The following is an 18,243-nucleotide window of genomic DNA, read 5'->3' on the forward strand; positions in this document are numbered from 1 at the left end:
CTATGCAAGCCTCAGATTCCGACTCTCACAAAAGTCAGAATTACGATGCACGGGGGATGGGACCCAAAGCGGTCGGGCCCGTTCGCTTTATGCATCGACCTCGTCGTCGCCGCCAATCTCCTCGAGCACGCCCAGCGCCGCCGGCATGACCTCCTCCACACCTCGATGGAATGGATAGGCCACCTTCTTGGTCTTGGGATACACCAGGGCCCCGCGCCCCTTGAGCTTGAGCGCCACGGGGCGCGCCACCTCGACCCTCTGGTAGATGAGCCTGCCGTTAGTGAGCGAAACCGACGTGCATCCCAGGCGCTGAGCGCGGATCCGCACACGCGCGCGGTCGAAGAGGTTGCGGCCGGCAAGCGGCAGCGCGCCGAAGCCCTCCTCACACTCCCGCTGAAGCGCGTCCACCTCGGCCAGGTCAACGGCCGCGGCCAGACGCCGATACGCGAGCACGCGCTTGTCCACGTCAGGTAGGTACTCCTCAGCCAGGAAGAAGTCGGCGGGCAGGTTGATGGTGACCTCGGCCTGCTCCACCTCGCGCGTCTCGCCGCGCGCCTCGCTCACGGCCTCGCCGAGCATCTGCGTGAAGAGGTCGAAGCCCACGCTGGAGAGGTTACCGTGCTGCTCGGCCCCCATGAGCGAGCCCGCGCCGCGAATCTCCAGGTCGCGCATGGCAATCTTCATGCCGCTGCCCAGGTCCTGGTACTCGTTGATGGCCGTGAGGCGGTCGGTGGCCTCGGGCGTGAGGGGCAGCTCGGCCGGGAACATGAGGTAGGCGAAGGCCTGCGTTCGTCCGCGCCCCACGCGCCCCTTGAGCTGGTAGAGCTGGGCCAGGCCCAGGCGCTGCGAGTCCTCGATGATAAGCGTGTTGGTGTGCGGGTTGTCGATGCCGCTCTCGATGATCGTCGTGGCCACGAGCACGTCGATCTCGTGCTCCGAGAAGCGCAGCATGGCATCTTCCACCTCGCGTGCGCTCATCTTACCGTGCGCCACCCCCACGCGAGCCTCAGGTGCCGCCTCGACCACGCGCTCGACCGCGTCCTCGATCGTGGTCACGCGATTGGAGACGTAGTAGACCTGCCCCTTGCGACCAAGCTCCTCGCGAATGGCGGCCGAGACCACGTCGGAGTCGTACTCCCCCACCTTCACCTTGACCGGCAGGCGCCCGGGAGGAGGCGTCATGATGAGGCTCATGTCGCGCACGCCGCTCATGGCCATCTGCATGGTGCGCGGAATGGGCGTGGCGGAAAGCGTGAGCACGTCGACCTGCTCGCGCATGTTCTTGAGCTGCTCCTTGTGCTGGACGCCAAAGCGCTGCTCCTCGTCAATCACCACAAGGCCCAGGTCATAAGGATTAACGTCGGCGGAGAGCAGCCGGTGCGTGCCAATGAGCACGTCCACCGAGCCGTCCGCGAACCCCTCGAGCGCGCGACGCTGCTGCGCCGGCGTCACAAAGCGCGACAGCACCGCCACCTTGAGGTCAAACGGCGCAAACCGCGAGAAGAACGTCTCGAAGTGCTGCTGCGCCAGAATCGTCGTGGGGCACAGGACCATGACCTGTTTGGAATCCTGACAGCACTTGAACGCCGCGCGCAGGGCCACCTCGGTCTTGCCAAAGCCCACGTCGCCGCAGAGCAGGCGATCCATGGGGCGTCGCGTCTCCATGTCGGCCTTGATGTCCACGATCGCGTTGGCCTGATCGAGCGTGAGCTCGTAGGGGAAGCTCGCCTCCATCTCCTGCTGCACCGGCGTGTCCGGGGCAAACGCGTAGCCCGCCACCGAGGAGCGGCGCGTATAGAGGTCGACCAGGTCAAAGGCAAGCTTCTTGGCACTCTTGCGGGCCTTGCCCGTGGCGCGCGACCAGTCCGCGGTGTTGAGGCGCGTGAGGCGCGGGCTGCTGCCGTCCGGCCCCACGTAGCGCGTGATGCGGTCCACCTGCTCGAGCGGCACAAAGAGCTTGTCGCCGCCGGCGTACTCCAAAAGGAAGTAGTCGCGCTCCTTGCCACCCACCTCCTGGCGCACGATCTGGGAGAACAGCGCGATGCCGTGCGTGGCGTGGACCACGTAGTCGCCGGGTTTGAACGGGAAGGTCACGCTCGTGGGGTCCACGCGCCGCGCGCGGCGATGCGACTTGGCCGTGCGCGCGGTGAGATCCGAGACCGAGAAGACCGCGAGCTGCGCCGTGGGAATCACGATGCCAGCGGGAACCGGTGCGTCCACGAACGTCACGCGCCCACGATCCAGGGGCACGGGCTCAGGGTCGCGGTTCTCGGGGGCCGCGCCCAAAGACTCGACCACGGGGATGAGCTCGTCGGTAAAGCGCAGCTCAAGGGCCTCACGTGCCGCCCGATCCGGCACGGCAAAGATCACTGCCGCCCGGTCGGCCACGAGCTGACGGGCGCGACCCAGGAGCTTGACGTCTGAGCCCGCGATCTGCGGCTGACGTACCGGGAGCTCGGCCGTGGCGGCGGCGGTCCCCGCGCGCAGGATGGACGCGAGGGACAGGCGCTGCTGGCGTCCAAAGTCGAGGTCACGCGGTGCCGTGTAGAGACCCTCGAGCGAGATGTGCGCGGCGCTAGCAGCCACCTGGACCTCGTCCATGGCGCGGGCGCAGTCGTCAAAGAGAGCGCGGGGCTCGGCGAGAACCACGAGAGTCTCGGGGCAGATATGGTCAAGCGGCGAGGCTGTGGAGCCATAGAGTTCCGGAAGATAGCGCTCGAGCGCCGGCTGTGCTGCACGCTGACGAATGAGCTCCAGATCGGCAGCCACCTTAGCGTTGTCGCGGGCTCGGTTGAACAGGGCGCGCTCGGCGTGGGCCACGGTCTGGTCCGTGAGGGCCATCTCGCGACAGGGAGCGACGGTCACTGACTCGAGCTCGCCTATGGTCTGACCCGTCGAGGAGACCATGCGGCGCACGCGGTCGATCTCGTCGCCAAAGAACTCAATGCGCACCGGAGAGGTGGCCTGGGCGGGAAAGACGTCGACGGCGTCGCCGTGCACGTGGAAGGTGCCCGGGGCGTCCACCTCACCCGCGTCGGCGTAGCCCATGCCCACGAGCAGGGCCGGGACCTCGTCAAAGGGAACCTCGTCGGCCACGGAGAAGGTGCTCGACGCGAAGTAGCCCGAGCCCTTGGGCGGCACGCGGCGCAGGAGCGCGTGGGCGCTCGCCACCACGAGGCACTTCTCGCCAGACGCGAGGCGAGAAACGGCTTGGCAGCGAGCCCCGATGGCCGCATCGTCCGGGGCGGCCTCGGCCCAGGGGCGGTCGCGTCGCTCGGGATAGCGAGCCACCACGTCCTGACCCAGCCATGCCGCAAGCGCGCGAGCCGTGCGGCCTGCGGCCTCTTCGCCGGAGACCACGAGCAGGCAGGGCTGGGGGTCGCGCGCCCAGAGGGAGGCGACCACCAGGGGGCGGGCGCTCTGAGCCACGGCGAGCGTGGCGTCGTGGCCCGCGCCGAGCTCGCGAAGCAGCGGCTCCAGCTCCGGCGCGGACAGGAGCTGACGAGAAACGCGGTTGATGAGCATGGCACCTCGACATGCGATAACGCCAGCTCCCCGGGGGACCGGCTGTGCGAACGAATTTGCGTACATTGTACCCGTGACACGCAACCCTCTCTCGTGCGGACGCTCATCGCGTGTCGGCCTCAACTTGGAAGCCCTTCCTTTTTGTGGCAGTGGGCAGCAGGCCCATACCGTGGAGTTCCCAGAGTGTCTCGCTCATTCTCCTCATCGGAATCAACGAGGACAGCCGCAGGGAGTTCAAGCTTCTCTTCGACGTCCTCTTTAGGGTGCTCCGCAGTAGGGCAAACGTGCGGCAGCTTATTCGCGCCGATTCCTACGAGACCATGGTCGGGCTCCTTGAGTCCATGGTCATCAAGGCCTCGAGCGCCTAGCGCGCGCTCCGCCTGGCGAGCTCGCGCAGGCGCGAGCTCGCAGCCTCCACGGCCGCGCCATCCGCGTGCCAGCTCCAGTTACCCTCGGCCACGCCCGGCACGTTCATGCGCGCCTCGTCGCCCAGACCGAGCACGTCCTGGAGGGCCACGATCGCCACGTCGGCCCCGGAGTCAACCACGCGCTGCATGAGGGATCCGGCCAGCTGGACGGCCTCGTCTCCCGCAACGTCAAAGCGCTTCTCGCAGAAGCCCACGAGGGTCTGATTGTCGTGCGTGCCCGTATAGGCCACCGCACCGGCGGGCGGCTCGTACCCTTGGCGCACGTCAGCGTCGCAGAACTGGATGACGTCCATGCCGGGAAGGCCCGTCTTGGCCACGAGAGCGCGCACGGCGGGTGTGAGCGCCCCCAGGTCCTCCGCTATGAACGGCAGCGAACCAAACTGTCTGTTCGCCTCCTCGAAGAGCTCGACCCCCGGCCCAAACGCATACGAGCCCTCGCTCGCAGGCACTCCCTCGGGCACCATCCAATACGACGAGAAGCCAATGAAGTGATCAAGCCGCACGTAGTCGTAGAGCGAGAGCGCGCGACTGAAGCGCCTGAGCCACCAGCCGTAGTTTTGCTCGCGCATGATGTCCCAGCGATAGATAGGGTTGCCCCAGAGCTGGCCCTCGGGCGCAAAGGCGTCACCGGGCGCGCCCGCCTGATGCCGCGTGCGCCCCTGCTCGTCCAGGTCGAAGAGGTCCGGCTCGCTCCAGACGTCCGACGAGTCCCCCGAGACGTACATCGGCATGTCGCCGATGATCTGCACCCCACGTGCGCGTGCGTAGTCGTGCAGGTCATCCCAGGCGCGCTCGAACGCGTACTGCAGCCGGCGCTGGTCCTCGATCGCAGCGCGCAGGCGCGTCTCGCCGGCCAGCCTGGGGGTGTAGTGGCGGTAGCGCGCGGGCCAGCCCTGCCAGGGCCCCTCGCCCAAGCGCTCCTTGAGCGCACGAAACGTGCAGTACGGCGTAAGCCAGTACTCGTTCTCGGCACAGAACCTCAGGTAGTCAGCGTCGTTGCCAATCTTCTCCAGAGAGGCGAGCGTGACCTCGGCCGGCTGCTCGAGCAGGTCAGTGTTGCCCGCAAACGCGGCGAGGCCCGCATACGGCGACCCAAACTCGTCGGCCGGGTTCACGGGCAGGACCTGCCAGTACCTCTGCCCGCACGCAACGAGCCAGTCGACGAAGCGCCGCGCGGGCGCGCCGAGCGTGCCCGGAGCCCCATCGTTGGGAACCGACGTGATGTGGCACAGCACCCCCATCCCCCGCTCCAGCGGCTTCTGGAGACGAAGCTCGTTCTGGAAGGAGAGGACCGCCGTGCCAAGCGGCCATAGGAAGGCCTCGGCCTGCCCGTGGTCCACCTGCGGTGCCCGCCCCGAGACCACGTCCGTGACCGCCTCTCCCACCAGGGGAACCTTGACCGTGTGGGCCTCGGAGAGGCTGCGATTCACGAGCACGCACACGCTCTCGTGGTCCCCGCGTCGCCAGAACCCAAAGACGTCCTCACCCGAGGAGAAGGGCTCGAAGTCCCCGTCCACGAGCACCGGCAGGGTCCTGCGCAGCGCGATCGCATTGCGATAGCTGTTCGCGCAGTCCGCCCGCCCGCGCGGGCCGCCCCAGGGAAAGCTCGCCCGGTTGTACGGATCGCGAAAGCCCTCGAGGCCCCGCTCGTCACCGTAGTAGACGCAGGGCACGCCTGGTAGCGTCATCTGGAGCAGCGCCGCCGCCCACAGGCGCGCCTTCGCAAGGCCCACCTGTCCCTCGTCCAGCCGATAGCTCGCGCGCTCGTCCTCCGAGAGGCTGTCGGGGTCAGGGGCACCCCCCAAGACGGTGAACAGACGCTCCCGGTCGTGGCTACCCAGGAGGTTGAGCGCCGAGTAGAAGGCGTCACGCGGGTAGTTCTCGCGCAGCTGCTCGAGGCAGGCGACCAGCTCGGGGGCACCCGTCGTGCCCCGCAGAAAGGCGAGAAGCCCCGTGCGCAGCGGATAGTTCATCGTCGCGTCCAGCTCCCGGCCCTGGAAGTACTGGCGGAGCTTTCCGTAGGCGAGCTTGTTGGAGGCGTCCTCCCAGACCTCGCCGATGAGCACGGCGTCGGGACGCTCGGTGAGGATGGCATGCTTGATGTCGACGATGAACTCGTCGGAGAGCTCGTCGGCGACGTCAAGGCGCCAGCCGCGCGCACCCGCGCGCATCCAGCGGCGCACGATGCCGTTGCGGCCGCACACGAGATCGTGGAAGGAGCTCTTCTCGTTGAGGTCAGGCAGGTCGGGGTTGCCCCACCAGCTCGCGTAGGTGCCGTCCTCGTTGAAGCTGAACCAGTCGCGATACGCGGAGTCCTCGCTCTGGAAGGCACCCGGTTCGGGATAGGTCCCGTAGCGGTTGAAGTAGCGCGAGTCGGCGCCGCAGTGGTTGAAGACGCCGTCCAAGATGACGGACATGCCCCGCTCGGCCGCGTCCACGCACAGCGTGCGCAGGTCATTCTCGCCGCCGAGCATGGGGTCTATGCGCAGGTAGTCGGCCGTGTCATAGCGATGGTTGCTCGCCGCCTCAAAGATGGGGTTGAGGTAGATCACGCTCACGCCGAGATTCTCCAGATAGTCCAGATGCTCGCGCACGCCCTCGAGGGTCCCTCCATAGAAGTCCCAGCGAGCGATGCTCGCGTCCTCGCGGCGCGCATAGGTGGGCGGGGTATCCCAGTCCTCGACCAGGACCCGCTCGGCGGCCCCGCGCGGCCTGGCAAGCGCACGGTGGGCGCGCTTCTCCCAGTCCTTCCCGCGCGCGAAGCGATCGGGGAAGATCTGGTAGGCAATGCCCTCGCGGTACCAGTTCGGCTGCTGGGCGCGCGGCGAGAAGACTGTGATCTGAAACGAGGGAGGCTCGGCGTAGGAGAAGGCGCCTTCTCCCGTGGTCCAGCCCTCGCGCGCGCCGTAGCGCCACACGGAGCCGTCCTGGGCCTCGATGTCAAAGCTGTACCACACCACGCCCGTCTCAGCAGGCCTATAGGTCGCCGAGAAGCGCAGGTGATCCTCCTGGTTGGAGCCGTGCATCTCCACGAGCTCCTCGCCGTGGGCGTCGGTCCAGACGCGCAGGGTGCAGAAGACGACCCCGTCTTCCCACACGTCGATGCCCAACGTGACGGTACCGCCCAGCTGGACGGCACCAAAAGGACTTCGGTACTCTTTCTCGGAGGTTACGTGACGAGCCTTCAAGCGCTACCTGTCTCTTCTCTTGTTATACCGAATGACCTCCGGATGGAGACCATGGTAGATATCCATGTAGTCGTTCGCGGCACGACGCCAGCTGAAGTCCGCCGCCATGGCCTGACGCACGAGCTTAGTCCACGTATCCGCCTTAGTCCAGAAAATCTCACAGGCTCCAAGGAGGGTGTCGAGCATCTCGTCGGCATTCATGTTGGCAAAGGTGAAGCCGGTCCCCTCGCCGGTAAACTTGTTGTAGGGCACGACCGAGTCCGCAAGCCCCCCGGTCTCGCGCACGAGCGGCAGCGTGCCGTAGCGCATGGCGATCATCTGCGACAGGCCACAGGGCTCGAACTCGGATGGCATGAGCAGGATGTCGCCGCCCGCGTACATGCGGTGCGAGAGCTCGTTGTCAAACGCGATGCGTGCGCACATCTGGCCCGAATAGGCGGCGGCAAAGTAGCGCAGCGCCTCCTCCTGCTCCGCATCGCCCGTGCCCAGAACGGCCACCTGAACCCCGCGGCGCATGAGGGCGCTCATGGCGTAGCGCACCAGGCCCAGGCCCTTCTGGTCGGTGAGACGTCCCACGAAGACGACGAGCGGGTGCGTGGGATCCTCGTCCAGGCCCAGCTCGGCCTGGAGCGCTCGTTTGCACGCAGCCTTGCCCGAAAGGTCTGCTGCCGAGAAGCCCTCCTCGATCATCGGGTCCGTGGCGGGGTTCCAGATGCTCTGATCGATGCCGTTCAGGATTCCGGACAAGACGTTCGAGCGACGCCTGAAGAGGGCGTCGAGGCCCTCACCGTAAAACGGCATCTGCAGTTCGTAGGCATAGCTCGGACTCACCGTAGTCAGCGCGTCGGCGTAGCACAGGGCGCCCTTCATGTAGTTGATCGAGTCTCGGTCGTAGTAGAGCTGGTCGCGCGCCGCGGGGATGTGCCCCAGGCCCAGGACGTCATCGAGGACCGTGAAGGAGTACTGGCCCTGGAACTTGACGTTGTGAATGGTGAAGACGCACTTCACCTGATTGCAGGCGGGAATCTCGCGATAGAACTCGCGCAGGAACACGGGGCACAGCGCGCTTTGCCAGTCATTGCAGTGCAGAACGTCACACGCGAGCTCGGACACCTGAGCGATGGCCTCGCAGATGGCCTTGGAAAAGAAGGCGAAGCGCTCGCCGTCGTCGTAGTAGCCGTAGAGCCCATCGCGCTTGAAGTAGGACTCGTTGTCGATGAAGTAGAAGTCGAGGCCCTGTAGGGTCAGCTTGTCGATGCCGCAGTAGTCGTTTCTCCAGGCAAGGGGCACGTTGAAGTCGGTAACGTGCTTCATCCGGTCGCGGTACTCCTGCGGGATGCTGCCGTACTTGGGGAGAATCACGGCAACCCTGGCGCCGGCGTGCTTGAGAGCGCGGGGAAGCGATCCGGCGACGTCTGCGAGCCCTCCCGTCTTGACGAACGGGACGGCCTCTGAGGACGCGAAGAGCACCCTCATCTTTCTTCGTTTTGCAGTGGCTGACATGTTTTTCTCTCCGACTCCTAGTCGCGGGCCTTCTCCTTGATGAGCACGTCCTCAGGAGTGCCCCTCATCTCGGTGCCCGCCGGCACGACGTTTCCGCGGTCCACGATGGCGTTCTCCACGCGCGCGCCGCTCTTCACGATGCAGTTCTGCATCACGATGGAGCTGCGCACCGTGGCGCCCGCCTCCACGACCACGCCGCGGCCCAGGATGGAGTCGCTGACGCTTCCATAGATGCGGCAGCCCGAGGAGATGCGAGAGTTGCTGGAGCGAGAGCCGACCTCGAACTTGGCTGGCGCCGTGTCATGCGCCTTGGTCTTGATCGAGCGACCGCTCGGGAAGAGCTCGGCCGAGACGTGCGGGTCGAGTAGGTCCATGTTGGAGCGGTAGTAGGAGCGCTTGTTGAAGACCGGGACCGCGTAGCCCCCAAAGTCGTGCGTGCGAACGTTGACCCGACCGAAGTCTCCCTGCATGGCCTCGAAGAGATCGAGGTAGTCCGTCGGGGCGTACCAGTCGAACATGTCGAGCAGGAGCTGCCGGTCGATGATGAAGCAGTCAAGGAACATCGTCTCGCCAAAGTTCACGCCGTGGTGAACGCCCTTCACGCGGCCGTCCTCGACGTCGAACGCGGTAACGTCCTCGTCGGCCTCAGAGGCCGTCTTGGTGAGGACGGTGATGTCGGTGCCGGAGGCCTTGTGGGCCTCGTAGACCTGGCCGAGATCGGCGTTGTACACGAAGTTGGCCGTCGAGAAGATCACGGCGTCGGCCGTGCTCCTCGTGAAGTAGACCCGGTTGTGCACGAGGTCGCGCAAAAGGAAGCGAGCGCCCGTGCGCGAGGTGCCAAAGGCGGACCCCGGCAGGATGAACAGACCGCCGTTCTTGCGGTCGAGGTCCCAGTCCTTGCCGGAGCCCACGTGGTCGATGATCGAGCGGTAGTTGTACGGCATGACCATGCCCACGGTGCGAATGCCGCTGTTCACCAGGTTGGAGAGGGCAAAGTCAACGAGGCGGTAGCGTCCCAGATAAGGCAGAGACGCCACGGGGCGGCTCTCATTGAGCGGGCTGGACTCCTTGGCGGAGTAGTTGCAGGTGATAAGACCGATGATCTTCTCCATGGCTAGTTCTCCCCCTTTCCAACGACGACGTCGTTGCCGATGACGGCCGTGTCCTTGGTCTGGTCGACGCTGCCGAGGTTGACGTTTTCCTCTACGACGGCGTTCTCGCCCAGGATGGCGCGCACGACGTGGGCACCGTCCTTGACCACGGCACCCGGCAGGAGCACCGAGTCGACAATCGTGGCGCGCTCGCCGACGTAGGCGTCGGTCGAAAGGATCGAGTGCTTGGCGGTGCCATGGATCTGACAGCCATTTGCGACCAGGCAGTCCTCTATGTTGCCGTTTTTTCCCACAAACGCCGGCGGGCGGGTGGAGGCGTTACTCATGATGGGGAAGGTGCTGCAGAAGATGTCAAAGGCGGGGTTGGGGCCCAGAAGGTCCATGCTCGTCTCGTGATAGCTCGAGATGGTGCCCACGTCGCGCCAGAAGCCGTTGAACTCGTAGGTGCAGAGGCGCTTGCCCTGCTCCAGGAGCTTCGGGATGATGTTCTTGCCAAAGTCGTGCTCGGAGACCTGGTCGATGGCGTCTTCCTTCAGAGACGAGACGAGCAGGTCGGTGTTGAAGATGTAGATGCCCATCGACGCGAGGTTGGAGTCAGGCTTGGTGGGCTTCTCGCTGAACTTCAGGATCTTCTCGTCGTCGTCCTGCGTGATGATGCCAAAGCGCGAGGCCTCCTCCCAAGGCACGGGCATGACCGCGATCGTGAGGTCCGCGTTGTGGGCGCGGTGGGTGGCGAGCATGTCCGCGTAGTCCATCCGGTAGAGCTGATCGCCGGAGAGAATGAGCACGTACTCGGGGTCGTTCTGCTCGATGTAGCCCAGATTCTGGGTCACGGCGTCGGCCGTGCCCTCGTACCAGGCACCGCCGGCCTGCGTGGCGTACGGCGGCAGGATGGAGACGCCGCCCTCGCGATCGTCGAGGTTCCACGCCTCCCCGGTGCCAATGTAGCTGTGCAGCAGGTACGGACGGTACTGCGTCAGCACCCCCACCGTGGTGACACCAGAGTTCGCACAGTTGGAGAGCGCGAAGTCGATAATGCGGAACTTGCCCCCAAACGAGACCGCTGGTTTGGCAACGTTTTCCGTCAGGGCTCCGAGCCTACTACCCTGACCTCCTGCCAGGAGCATTGCGATGCACTCTTTTCTGCTCATACCCCCCACTCCTTTCACAACCTGTCACAGGGCGTGGAGCCCCAAGAACATGCTTCTTCCTAGCTCTCAATGTGCCAGATGTCGGCCATGTACTCGCGAATGGTTCGGTCGCTGGAGAAATATCCCGCCTTGGCAGTATTGTGGAGCGCCGCCTTGTTCCACCAGCGCCGATCCGCGTAGTCATGACTCAGCTCATCGAACGCCTGGGCGTAGGAGGGGAAGTCACGCAGGACCAGATCGGGGTCATTGTCGGCCATGAGATAGTCGCGCACGCTGTCGAAGTTGCCCGAGAGGCGCGCGAGCGTGCCGTCGGTGAGCTCGTCCACCACGCGGCCCAGCCGGGCGCGGTCCGCGTTGTACTGGTCCCAGGCGTAGTAGCGGCCACTCGCGCGCAGCTCCTCGACCTCGTTGGCGTGAAGGCCAAAGATCTTGATGTTATCGGGTCCCACGAGCTCGGAGATCTCAACGTTGGATCCATCGAGGGTTCCCAGCGTGATGGCGGCGTTCATCATGAGCTTCATGTTCGAGGTGCCCGAGGCCTCCGCTCCCGCCACGCTAATCTGCTCGGAGATCTCGGCGGCGGAGTAGATGAGCTGCGCGTTGGAGACCGCGAAGTTGGGCACGAAGGCCACGCGGATCTTGTCGTTGACGCGCGCGTCGGCGTTGACGACGTCGGCCACCGAGTTGATGAGGCGAATGATCTCCTTGGCGAAGGTGTAGCTCTGTGCGGCCTTGCCCGAGAAGATAAACGAGGTCGGCTGCATCTCGAAGCTCGGATCAGCCAGGATGCGATTATACAGGTCAAGGATTTTGAACACGTTGAGGAGTTGGCGCTTGTAGGCGTGGAAGCGCTTGACCTGCACGTCAAAGACCGTGCTCGTATCCAGCTCCACGCCTGAGACCTGCTTGACAAAGGCCGCCAGGCGCTCCTTGTCCTCATGCTTGGCCTTCTCCATGCCGTCGAGGAAGCTCGCGTCACCCTCAAAGGCCACGAGCCCCTCGAGCTCCATGGCGTCGTCGAGCCAGCCGTCGCCGATGGCGTCGGTGATGAGCCGAGAGTAGGACGGGTTGGCCTCGCGCAGGAAGCGACGGTGAGAGACGCCGTTGGTCTTGTTGTTGAACGCCTCGGGGCGCAGCTCGTAGAACTCGTGAAAGACGCTGTCCTTGAGAATCTGCGTGTGAAGCGCCGAGACGCCGTTGATCGAGTGGCTGAAGATAATCGAGAGGTTCGCCATGCGGACCTGACCGTCCCACAGGATCGCCGTGCTCTTGAGGACGTTGGTCCAGTTGCCATCCGTGGGAGAGAGCCTGCTGGAGAGGTCCTCGCGAAAACGGCGGTCAATCTCCTCGACGAACATGTAGAGGCGAGGAAGCAGGGCGCGAAACGTGGCTATGGGCCACTTCTCCAGGGCCTCGGGCATGACCGTGTGGTTGGTGAACGAGAGAACCTCTTGGGCGATCTTAAGGGCCGCGTCAAAGCCCACACCGCGCTCGTCCACGAGCAGGCGCATGAGCTCGGGCCCGCACATTGCGGGATGGGTATCGTTGGTGTGGATGCTCACGTGGTCACCCAGATGCTCCCAGTCGTCCCCGAAGTCGCGCTCGTAGGTGCGCAGGATGGTCTGCAGGCCTGCGGAGACGAACAGGTACTCCTGCTTGAGGCGCAGCATCCGTCCGTGCTCGCCCGAATCGTTGGGGTACAGAATCGTGGAGATGGCCTCGACGTCCGAGCGGAACTTGTTGGCGCGCGCGTAGTCGCCGGCGTTGAAGGCGTCGAGGTCAAAGTTCTCGGCAGAGGGCTCGGCGCTCCACAGGCGCAGCTTGTTCACGACCTTGCCGCCAAAGCCCACGATGGGCACGTCATAGGGGACCGCGCGGACCCTCTCACCTCCCTCCTGAGTGAACCAGAAGTGGCCGTTCTCATCCTCGTGGCGCACGACCTGCGCACCAAACTGCACGATGACCGAGCTGTCGTCCTTGCGCGTCTCCCAAGCAAAGCCATTGGCGAGCCAGTTGTCCGTGCACTCGACCTGGCGGCCGCCCTCGATGCTCTGACGGAACAGCCCGTAGCGATAGCGCATGCCGTTTCCGTAGCCGGCGATGCCCTCGTGAGCCATGGAGTCCAGGAAGCAGGCAGCCAGCCGTCCCAGACCGCCGTTGCCCAGGCCGGGATCGACCTCCTGGCGACAGATGGTGTCGAGGTCGGCACCCATGGACTTGATGCCCCTGTCCACGAGGTCGCGGATGCCAAAGTTGATGAGGTAGTTGTCGAGCAGGGGCCCCAGCAAGAACTCGAGCGAGAAGTAGTAGACCTTCTTGGCACCCTTCGGGTGCGAGGTAATCTGGGCGGCACGCGACTTGCTGGCAACGAGGCCGGCCAGCACCGAGAACTGCTCCTGGCTCGTGCACTCCTCGAACGGCTCCCCGTAGTGGGCAAGGCAAGCCTTGCGATACTGCTCAACGAAGTCCTGCTCGTTCTCGAAGATCTTGGACGTGGTAGTAGGCAAAACAAACTCCTCAAATCCGATGATACTGACGGGCAAAAGGCTACCGAGAGGTCTTCCTCTTGGTCGCGGTGACCTTGGGCTTGCTGGTCTTACCGGTCTTGCCCCTGGCCTTTGATTTACCCTTACCCTTTGCTGTGGCCTTGGACCTGGTCGAGGGCTTGGCTGCGGCGACCGGCGCCTTCTTTTCGGTCGGGGATGCCTTGATGGACTCGCTCGGTTTCTTGGCGGGGCGCTTCAGCTCCCCGGTGCAGGCCAGAATCATGCCGCCCAGCGGCGGGACCCGCACGGTGATGGACTGCTCGCAGCCGTTCCAGGGCTCGTCCTCGGCCGCGAGCCTAACGGTGTTGGTGACGCCCGAGCCGCCGAACCGCTCGTCATCGGAGCTGAGAAGCTCCTCCCAGACGCCCCATGCGGGCACGCCCATGCGAAAGCCCTCGTGGGCGCTGACGTCAAAGTTGATAAGGACGACGAGGTCGTCGGCGGAATCGTCGCCCCGGCGCACGAACGAGATGATTGACTGCTCCGCGTTGTCGGCGTCGATCCACGAGAAGCTGTCGGACTCGTAGCCGCACTGCCACAGAGCGGGGTGCTCGTTGTAGAAGTGGTTGAGCTCGCGCACAAAGAGCTGCTGGTTGCGATGGGACTCGAACTCCTCTGCGAGAAAGTACTGGATGCCCTCGTAGTAGCGCCACTCGATGAACTGGGCGATCTCGTCGCCCATGAAGTTGAGCTTGCCGCCCGCATGCGTCATCTGATAGAGCGCGAGCGCCCGCATGCCGGCGAACTGGCGCCAGGGATCCCCAGGCTGACGCGTAATCAGGGAGCACTTGCCGTTGACGACCTCGTCGTGCGAGAGCGGCAGGATGAAGTTCTCGTTGAACTGGTACATCGAGGAGAACGTGAGCATTCGGTAGTTGCCCGGGCGCCAGGGAAAGTCGGTCTGCAGGTAGTGGAGGGTGTCGTTCATCCAACCCATGTCCCACTTGAAGTGGAAGCCCAGGCCGCCGTCGGCGGGCGGGTAGGTGACGAGCGGCCAGGCGGTGGACTCCTCGGCGATCATGATGACGTCGGGATGGGCCTTGCCCATGGCCGCATTGGTCTGCCGGATGAAGGCAGAGGCGTCGAGGTCCTCCTCGGTGCCCTTCTTGTTCACGCGCTTGCGACTAGGATCGTCAACGCCGAAGTTCATGTAGAGCATGCTCGTCACGCCGTCCATCCGGATGCCGTCGACGTGAAAGCGCTCGGCCCAGAACAGCGCGTTGGAGACCAGGAAGCTCCTGACCTCGCCTCGCGCGTAGTCGAACTTGTGGGTCCCCCAGTTGGGATGGATCTCGTGCTCGTAGAGCATCTCCCCGTTGAAGGCGGCCAGGCCTTGGGCGTCGGCGCAGAAGCCCCCGGGGACCCAGTCCAAGATGACGCCGATGCCCGCCTCGTGGCAGGCATCGATGAAGTGCATGAGCTGCTGGGGGGTGCCGTAGCGCGACGTGGCGGCAAAGTAGCCCGTGGGCTGATAGCCCCAGGACCCGTCGAACGGGTGCTCGCTCAGGGGCAGGACCTCGATGTGGGAGTAGCCCATGTCACGCACGTAGGCCACGAGCTCGTCGGCGAAGTCGTCGTAGGTGTAGAAGGTCCCGCGCTGGGCGGGGAACTGGTCCCCCGGGCCGGGATAGGTTCCGTCTGCGCGCGGCTCGCCCTGAGGCTCGTCGCCGTGCCGCTTCCAGCTGCCCAGGTGCACCTCAAAGATGTTGAGGGGCTCCTTAAAGGGGTTGCGCGCGGCGCGACGGGCGAGATAGGAGGCGTCGCTCCAGGCGTACCCGGAGAGGTCGGTCGTGCGAGAGGCCGTGCCGGGAGCCACCTCGGCAAAGAAAGCATAGGGATCGGCCTTGTAGAGCTTCTTGCCCGAGGCGGTCACGATGAGGTACTTGTAGAGGCTCCCGAGCTCGACACCGGCGACGAAGCCCTCCCAGACGCCTCCGATCGAGGTCTGGACGAGGGGGTTGGCTTGCTCGTCCCATCCGTTGAACGCGCCGATGACGTGAACGCTCTGAACCCGCGGGGCCCACACGGCAAAGTGGAAACCCGTCGCACCGCTCGCGTCCACGGCCGGATGCGCGCCGAGCTTCTCGTAGCTCTGGTACCACTGCCCTCCCGCGAGCAGGAAGAGGTCATAGTCGCTCAGGTACAGACTGGCGTCAAGAGTCTCCACGTCATGCTCCTCAGAGATCGAATGCGTCACACCCCCTGCGCGGGCGTCCCAGCGCGGGCGTGACCCCGCTCGCGGAACGTTCCTGTTGTACCAAGTATGAGCACCGAATGTCCACAAAAAAAACCGTGAGCGACACATCTGAGATACGCGAACAGGCATTTTAGCAAACCCTCTGCTGAATAATTAGGTGAGCGGTATATCCGCACGCACGGTAAACGCGAACAGGCCCCCATGCGCAGTGCGCACGGGGGCCCACGAAGATTCCTCTTATGAGACGGCAGTCCCTCTCGGGCAGCGACTACGCGCGTGCGAGCGCCTGGTCAAGGTCGGCGATAAGGTCCTCGACGTTCTCGATGCCCACCGAGAGACGCACGAGGTCCTCGGAGAGATGGGCCTCCCTGAGCTGCTCCGCCGAGAGCTGGGAGTGCGTGGTCGAGGCCGGGTGGATGATCAGCGACTTGGCATCGCCCACGTTGGCGAGGTGCGTGAACAGGCGCACCCTCTCGACGACGCGCAAGCCCGCCTCGCGGCCGCCCTTAACGCCGAACACCAAGACGCCGCCAAAGCCGTGGCGCAGCAGACGCGCAGCGAGCTCGTGAGACGGGTCGTTCTCGAGCCCCGCGTAACGCACCCAGCTGACCTTGGGATGGCCCTCCAGGAAGCGGGCCACCGCCAGGGCGTTGTCGGAGTGGCGCTGTACGCGCAACGAGAGGGTCTCGATGCCGATACCGATGAGCTGAGCCGCGTAAGGAGAGAGCGTGGGGCCAAAGTCACGCAGCTTGTTGGCAAGCACGCGCGTCGAGAAGGGCGCCGCGGCAGCGGCCTCAGCGAAGACAAGGCCGTGATAGGACGGGTCGGGCTCAGTAAGGGTGGGGAACTTGCCGGGAACGGCCCCCCAGGCAAAGGTCCCCGCATCGATCACGGCGCCGCCGAGCGTGGCACCGTGACCGCCGATCCACTTGGTCAGCGACTCGATCACCACGGCCGCGCCGTCCTCGGTGGGACGGTAGAGATAGGGCGTCGCAAAGGTGTTGTCAACGAACACGGGAAGGTTGAGCGAGCGGGCCGCCTCGACGAGGGCGGGCACGTCGGCCACGTCGACGAGGGGGTTGCCTATGGTCTCCACGTACCAGAGCTTGGTGTGCTCGTTGCTGGCGGCAACGAAGGCGTCAATGTCGTTGTTCTCGACGAAGGTCGTCTTAACCCCTAGGTCGGCGAGGGTGTGCAGGAAGATGTTCCAAGTGCCGCCATACAGGGAGTCAGATGCCACGATCTCGTCGCCGGCGCCCACGATGTTGGTGATGGCCAGGATCTCGGCGGCGTGACCCGAGGCGACGGCCACGGCCCCGGTCCCGCCCTCTATGGCGGCCACGCGCGCGGCCACCGCGTCGGTGGTGGTGTTGGTCAGGCGACCGTAGACGTTGCCCGGCCTGGTGAGACCGAACTTGCCGGCGGCGTCAGCGGCGTCGTCAAACTGAAACGCTGCCGAGGCATAGATGGGCAGCGCGGCCGCCCCGGTCGTGGGGTCGGGGGCCAAACCCGCGTGGACCTGGAGGGTGTCAAAGTGCTTCTCGGGATCGGAGGAGAAGGTGGGATCAAGCTGGAAGGCCATGATGGTTCCTCTCTGCAGGGGGAGAAGGCAGCGCCGACCGCAGCCGTGCGCACCTTGTCTAGGTTGTATGGTGAGAAAAGGCGAACCGCCCGAGGCCAGACGCGGGCATGCGAGAAGAACCCGTGTCTAGGCGACCTCGGGCCTGCGCATGAACAACCCCATGCAGATGAGCGCATTGTATACGTGCTGCTTCTTCATGTGCCTAATCCTAGCAAAGTGATGAAGATTCGCAAGCCGTGTTGTGTAAGCACTTTGTTACGGGAGCCCCTCGCATCCGTCTCCCTCTCTCCTCCATCCCTTCGAAGGCCTCCCCCTCTCCACGACGGGGGACGGAGAGGGCGCCGATAAGAAAAAGCACCCGCCTCGCAGCGCGCGAGACGGGTGCCCAAGAGACGACAAGGCGCGACCTAGTAGTTGATCGCCTGCTCCTCGAAGTAGCTCTGCGGGTGACCGCAGACCGGGCAGACCTTCGGGGCCTCGGCACCAACGTGCAGGTGGCCGCACTTGAGGCACTTCCACACCTTGACGCCGGGACGAGCGAAGACCTCGCCCTTCTCGACGCGCTCGACGAGCTTGCGATAGCGCTCCTCGTGGTGCTTCTCGACGCCGCCGACCAGGGAGAACTTAGCGGCGATCTCGGTGAAGCCCTCCTGCTTGGCGGTCTCGGCGAAGCCCTTGTACATGTCGGTCCACTCGTAGTTCTCGCCGGCCGCAGCGTCCTCGAGGTTGGCGACGGTTCCGGGAATGTCGCCGTCGTGGAGGTACTTGAACCAGAGCTTGGCATGCTGACGCTCGTTGCCCGAGGTCTCGGTGAAGATGTCGCCGATCTGGACGTAGCCCTCCTTCTTGGCCTTGTCAGCGTAGTAGCTGTACTTGACGGTGGCCTGGGACTCGCCCGCAAAGGCAGCCTCGAGGTTCTTCTTGGTCTGCGAACTCTCAAAATCGACAGCCATAATGCTCCTCTCTCTGGTCCCCTCAGGGATCAACGTTCTCTCATACCGGGCCCCTCGC

General features: G+C 64.9%; 10 protein-coding genes. 1 reads left to right on the forward strand and 9 read right to left on the reverse strand.

Going from position 1 to position 18,243, the window contains the following annotated elements; all coding sequences use genetic code 11:
* Positions 1-87: 87 nt before the first annotated feature.
* Positions 88-3,525, reverse strand: a complete 3,438-nt coding sequence (mfd, locus tag INP52_RS09295) for a transcription-repair coupling factor (protein ID WP_194371154.1) — start codon at positions 3,523-3,525, stop codon at positions 88-90.
* 143 nt (positions 3,526-3,668) lie between these two features.
* Here mfd and INP52_RS09300 point away from each other — a divergent pair, with 143 nt between their 5' ends.
* Positions 3,669-3,893: a PTS sugar transporter subunit IIA gene (locus INP52_RS09300; RefSeq protein ID WP_194371156.1), complete on the forward strand. Its 225-nt coding sequence runs from the start codon at positions 3,669-3,671 to the stop codon at positions 3,891-3,893.
* On the opposite strand, the gene INP52_RS09305 is transcribed toward INP52_RS09300, so the two are convergent.
* The 8 genes from INP52_RS09305 to rbr form a co-directional block, all read right to left on the reverse strand.
* Positions 3,890-7,141, reverse strand: a complete 3,252-nt coding sequence (locus INP52_RS09305; protein ID WP_194371158.1) for a 4-alpha-glucanotransferase — start codon at positions 7,139-7,141, stop codon at positions 3,890-3,892. The genes INP52_RS09300 and INP52_RS09305 overlap by 4 nt on opposite strands.
* A 3-nt stretch (positions 7,142-7,144) precedes the next feature.
* The gene (glgA, locus tag INP52_RS09310; protein WP_228478337.1) at positions 7,145-8,617 is read right to left on the reverse strand and encodes a glycogen synthase GlgA; all 1,473 of its coding nucleotides are present in this window, start codon (positions 8,615-8,617) and stop codon (positions 7,145-7,147) included.
* A gap of 44 nt (positions 8,618-8,661) precedes the next feature.
* Positions 8,662-9,756, reverse strand: coding sequence for a glucose-1-phosphate adenylyltransferase subunit GlgD (gene glgD / locus INP52_RS09315; protein WP_194371162.1), 1,095 nt, complete (start codon positions 9,754-9,756; stop codon positions 8,662-8,664).
* A 2-nt stretch (positions 9,757-9,758) separates the two neighbouring features.
* Complete coding sequence (locus INP52_RS09320; protein ID WP_194371164.1) at positions 9,759-10,907, reverse strand: glucose-1-phosphate adenylyltransferase; 1,149 nt, start codon at positions 10,905-10,907, stop codon at positions 9,759-9,761.
* Positions 10,908-10,966: 59 nt separating this feature from the next.
* Positions 10,967-13,414 (reverse strand): glycogen/starch/alpha-glucan phosphorylase, encoded by a 2,448-nt coding sequence (locus INP52_RS09325; RefSeq protein WP_194371166.1) that lies wholly within the window; start codon positions 13,412-13,414, stop codon positions 10,967-10,969.
* A 40-nt stretch (positions 13,415-13,454) separates the two neighbouring features.
* Positions 13,455-15,620: a 1,4-alpha-glucan branching protein GlgB gene (glgB, locus tag INP52_RS09330; protein WP_228478338.1), complete on the reverse strand. Its 2,166-nt coding sequence runs from the start codon at positions 15,618-15,620 to the stop codon at positions 13,455-13,457.
* A 298-nt stretch (positions 15,621-15,918) separates the two neighbouring features.
* Complete coding sequence (locus tag INP52_RS09335; RefSeq protein WP_194371168.1) at positions 15,919-17,232, reverse strand: O-acetylhomoserine aminocarboxypropyltransferase/cysteine synthase family protein; 1,314 nt, start codon at positions 17,230-17,232, stop codon at positions 15,919-15,921.
* 407 nt (positions 17,233-17,639) lie between these two features.
* Positions 17,640-18,185 carry a rubrerythrin gene (gene rbr, locus INP52_RS09340; protein ID WP_194371170.1) on the reverse strand — a complete coding sequence of 182 codons (546 nt, stop codon included), beginning with the start codon at positions 18,183-18,185 and terminating at the stop codon, positions 17,640-17,642.
* Between the last annotated feature and the right edge of the window lie 58 nt (positions 18,186-18,243).

The sequence above is a fragment of the Thermophilibacter immobilis genome (genome assembly GCF_015277515.1).
Taxonomy (GTDB): domain Bacteria; phylum Actinomycetota; class Coriobacteriia; order Coriobacteriales; family Atopobiaceae; genus Thermophilibacter; species Thermophilibacter immobilis.

Bases quoted from the DNA above. Each gene is read 5' to 3' on its own strand.
- mfd (WP_194371154.1), bottom strand. From the start codon at position 3,525: ATGCTCATCAACCGCGTTTCTCGTCAGCTCCTGTCCGCGCCGGAGCTG.
- glgA (WP_228478337.1), bottom strand. From the start codon at position 8,617: ATGAGGGTGCTCTTCGCGTCCTCAGAGGCCGTCCCGTTCGTCAAGACG.
- glgD (WP_194371162.1), bottom strand. From the start codon at position 9,756: ATGGAGAAGATCATCGGTCTTATCACCTGCAACTACTCCGCCAAGGAG.
- INP52_RS09320 (WP_194371164.1), bottom strand. From the start codon at position 10,907: ATGAGCAGAAAAGAGTGCATCGCAATGCTCCTGGCAGGAGGTCAGGGT.
- INP52_RS09335 (WP_194371168.1), bottom strand. From the start codon at position 17,232: ATGGCCTTCCAGCTTGATCCCACCTTCTCCTCCGATCCCGAGAAGCAC.
- rbr (WP_194371170.1), bottom strand. From the start codon at position 18,185: ATGGCTGTCGATTTTGAGAGTTCGCAGACCAAGAAGAACCTCGAGGCT.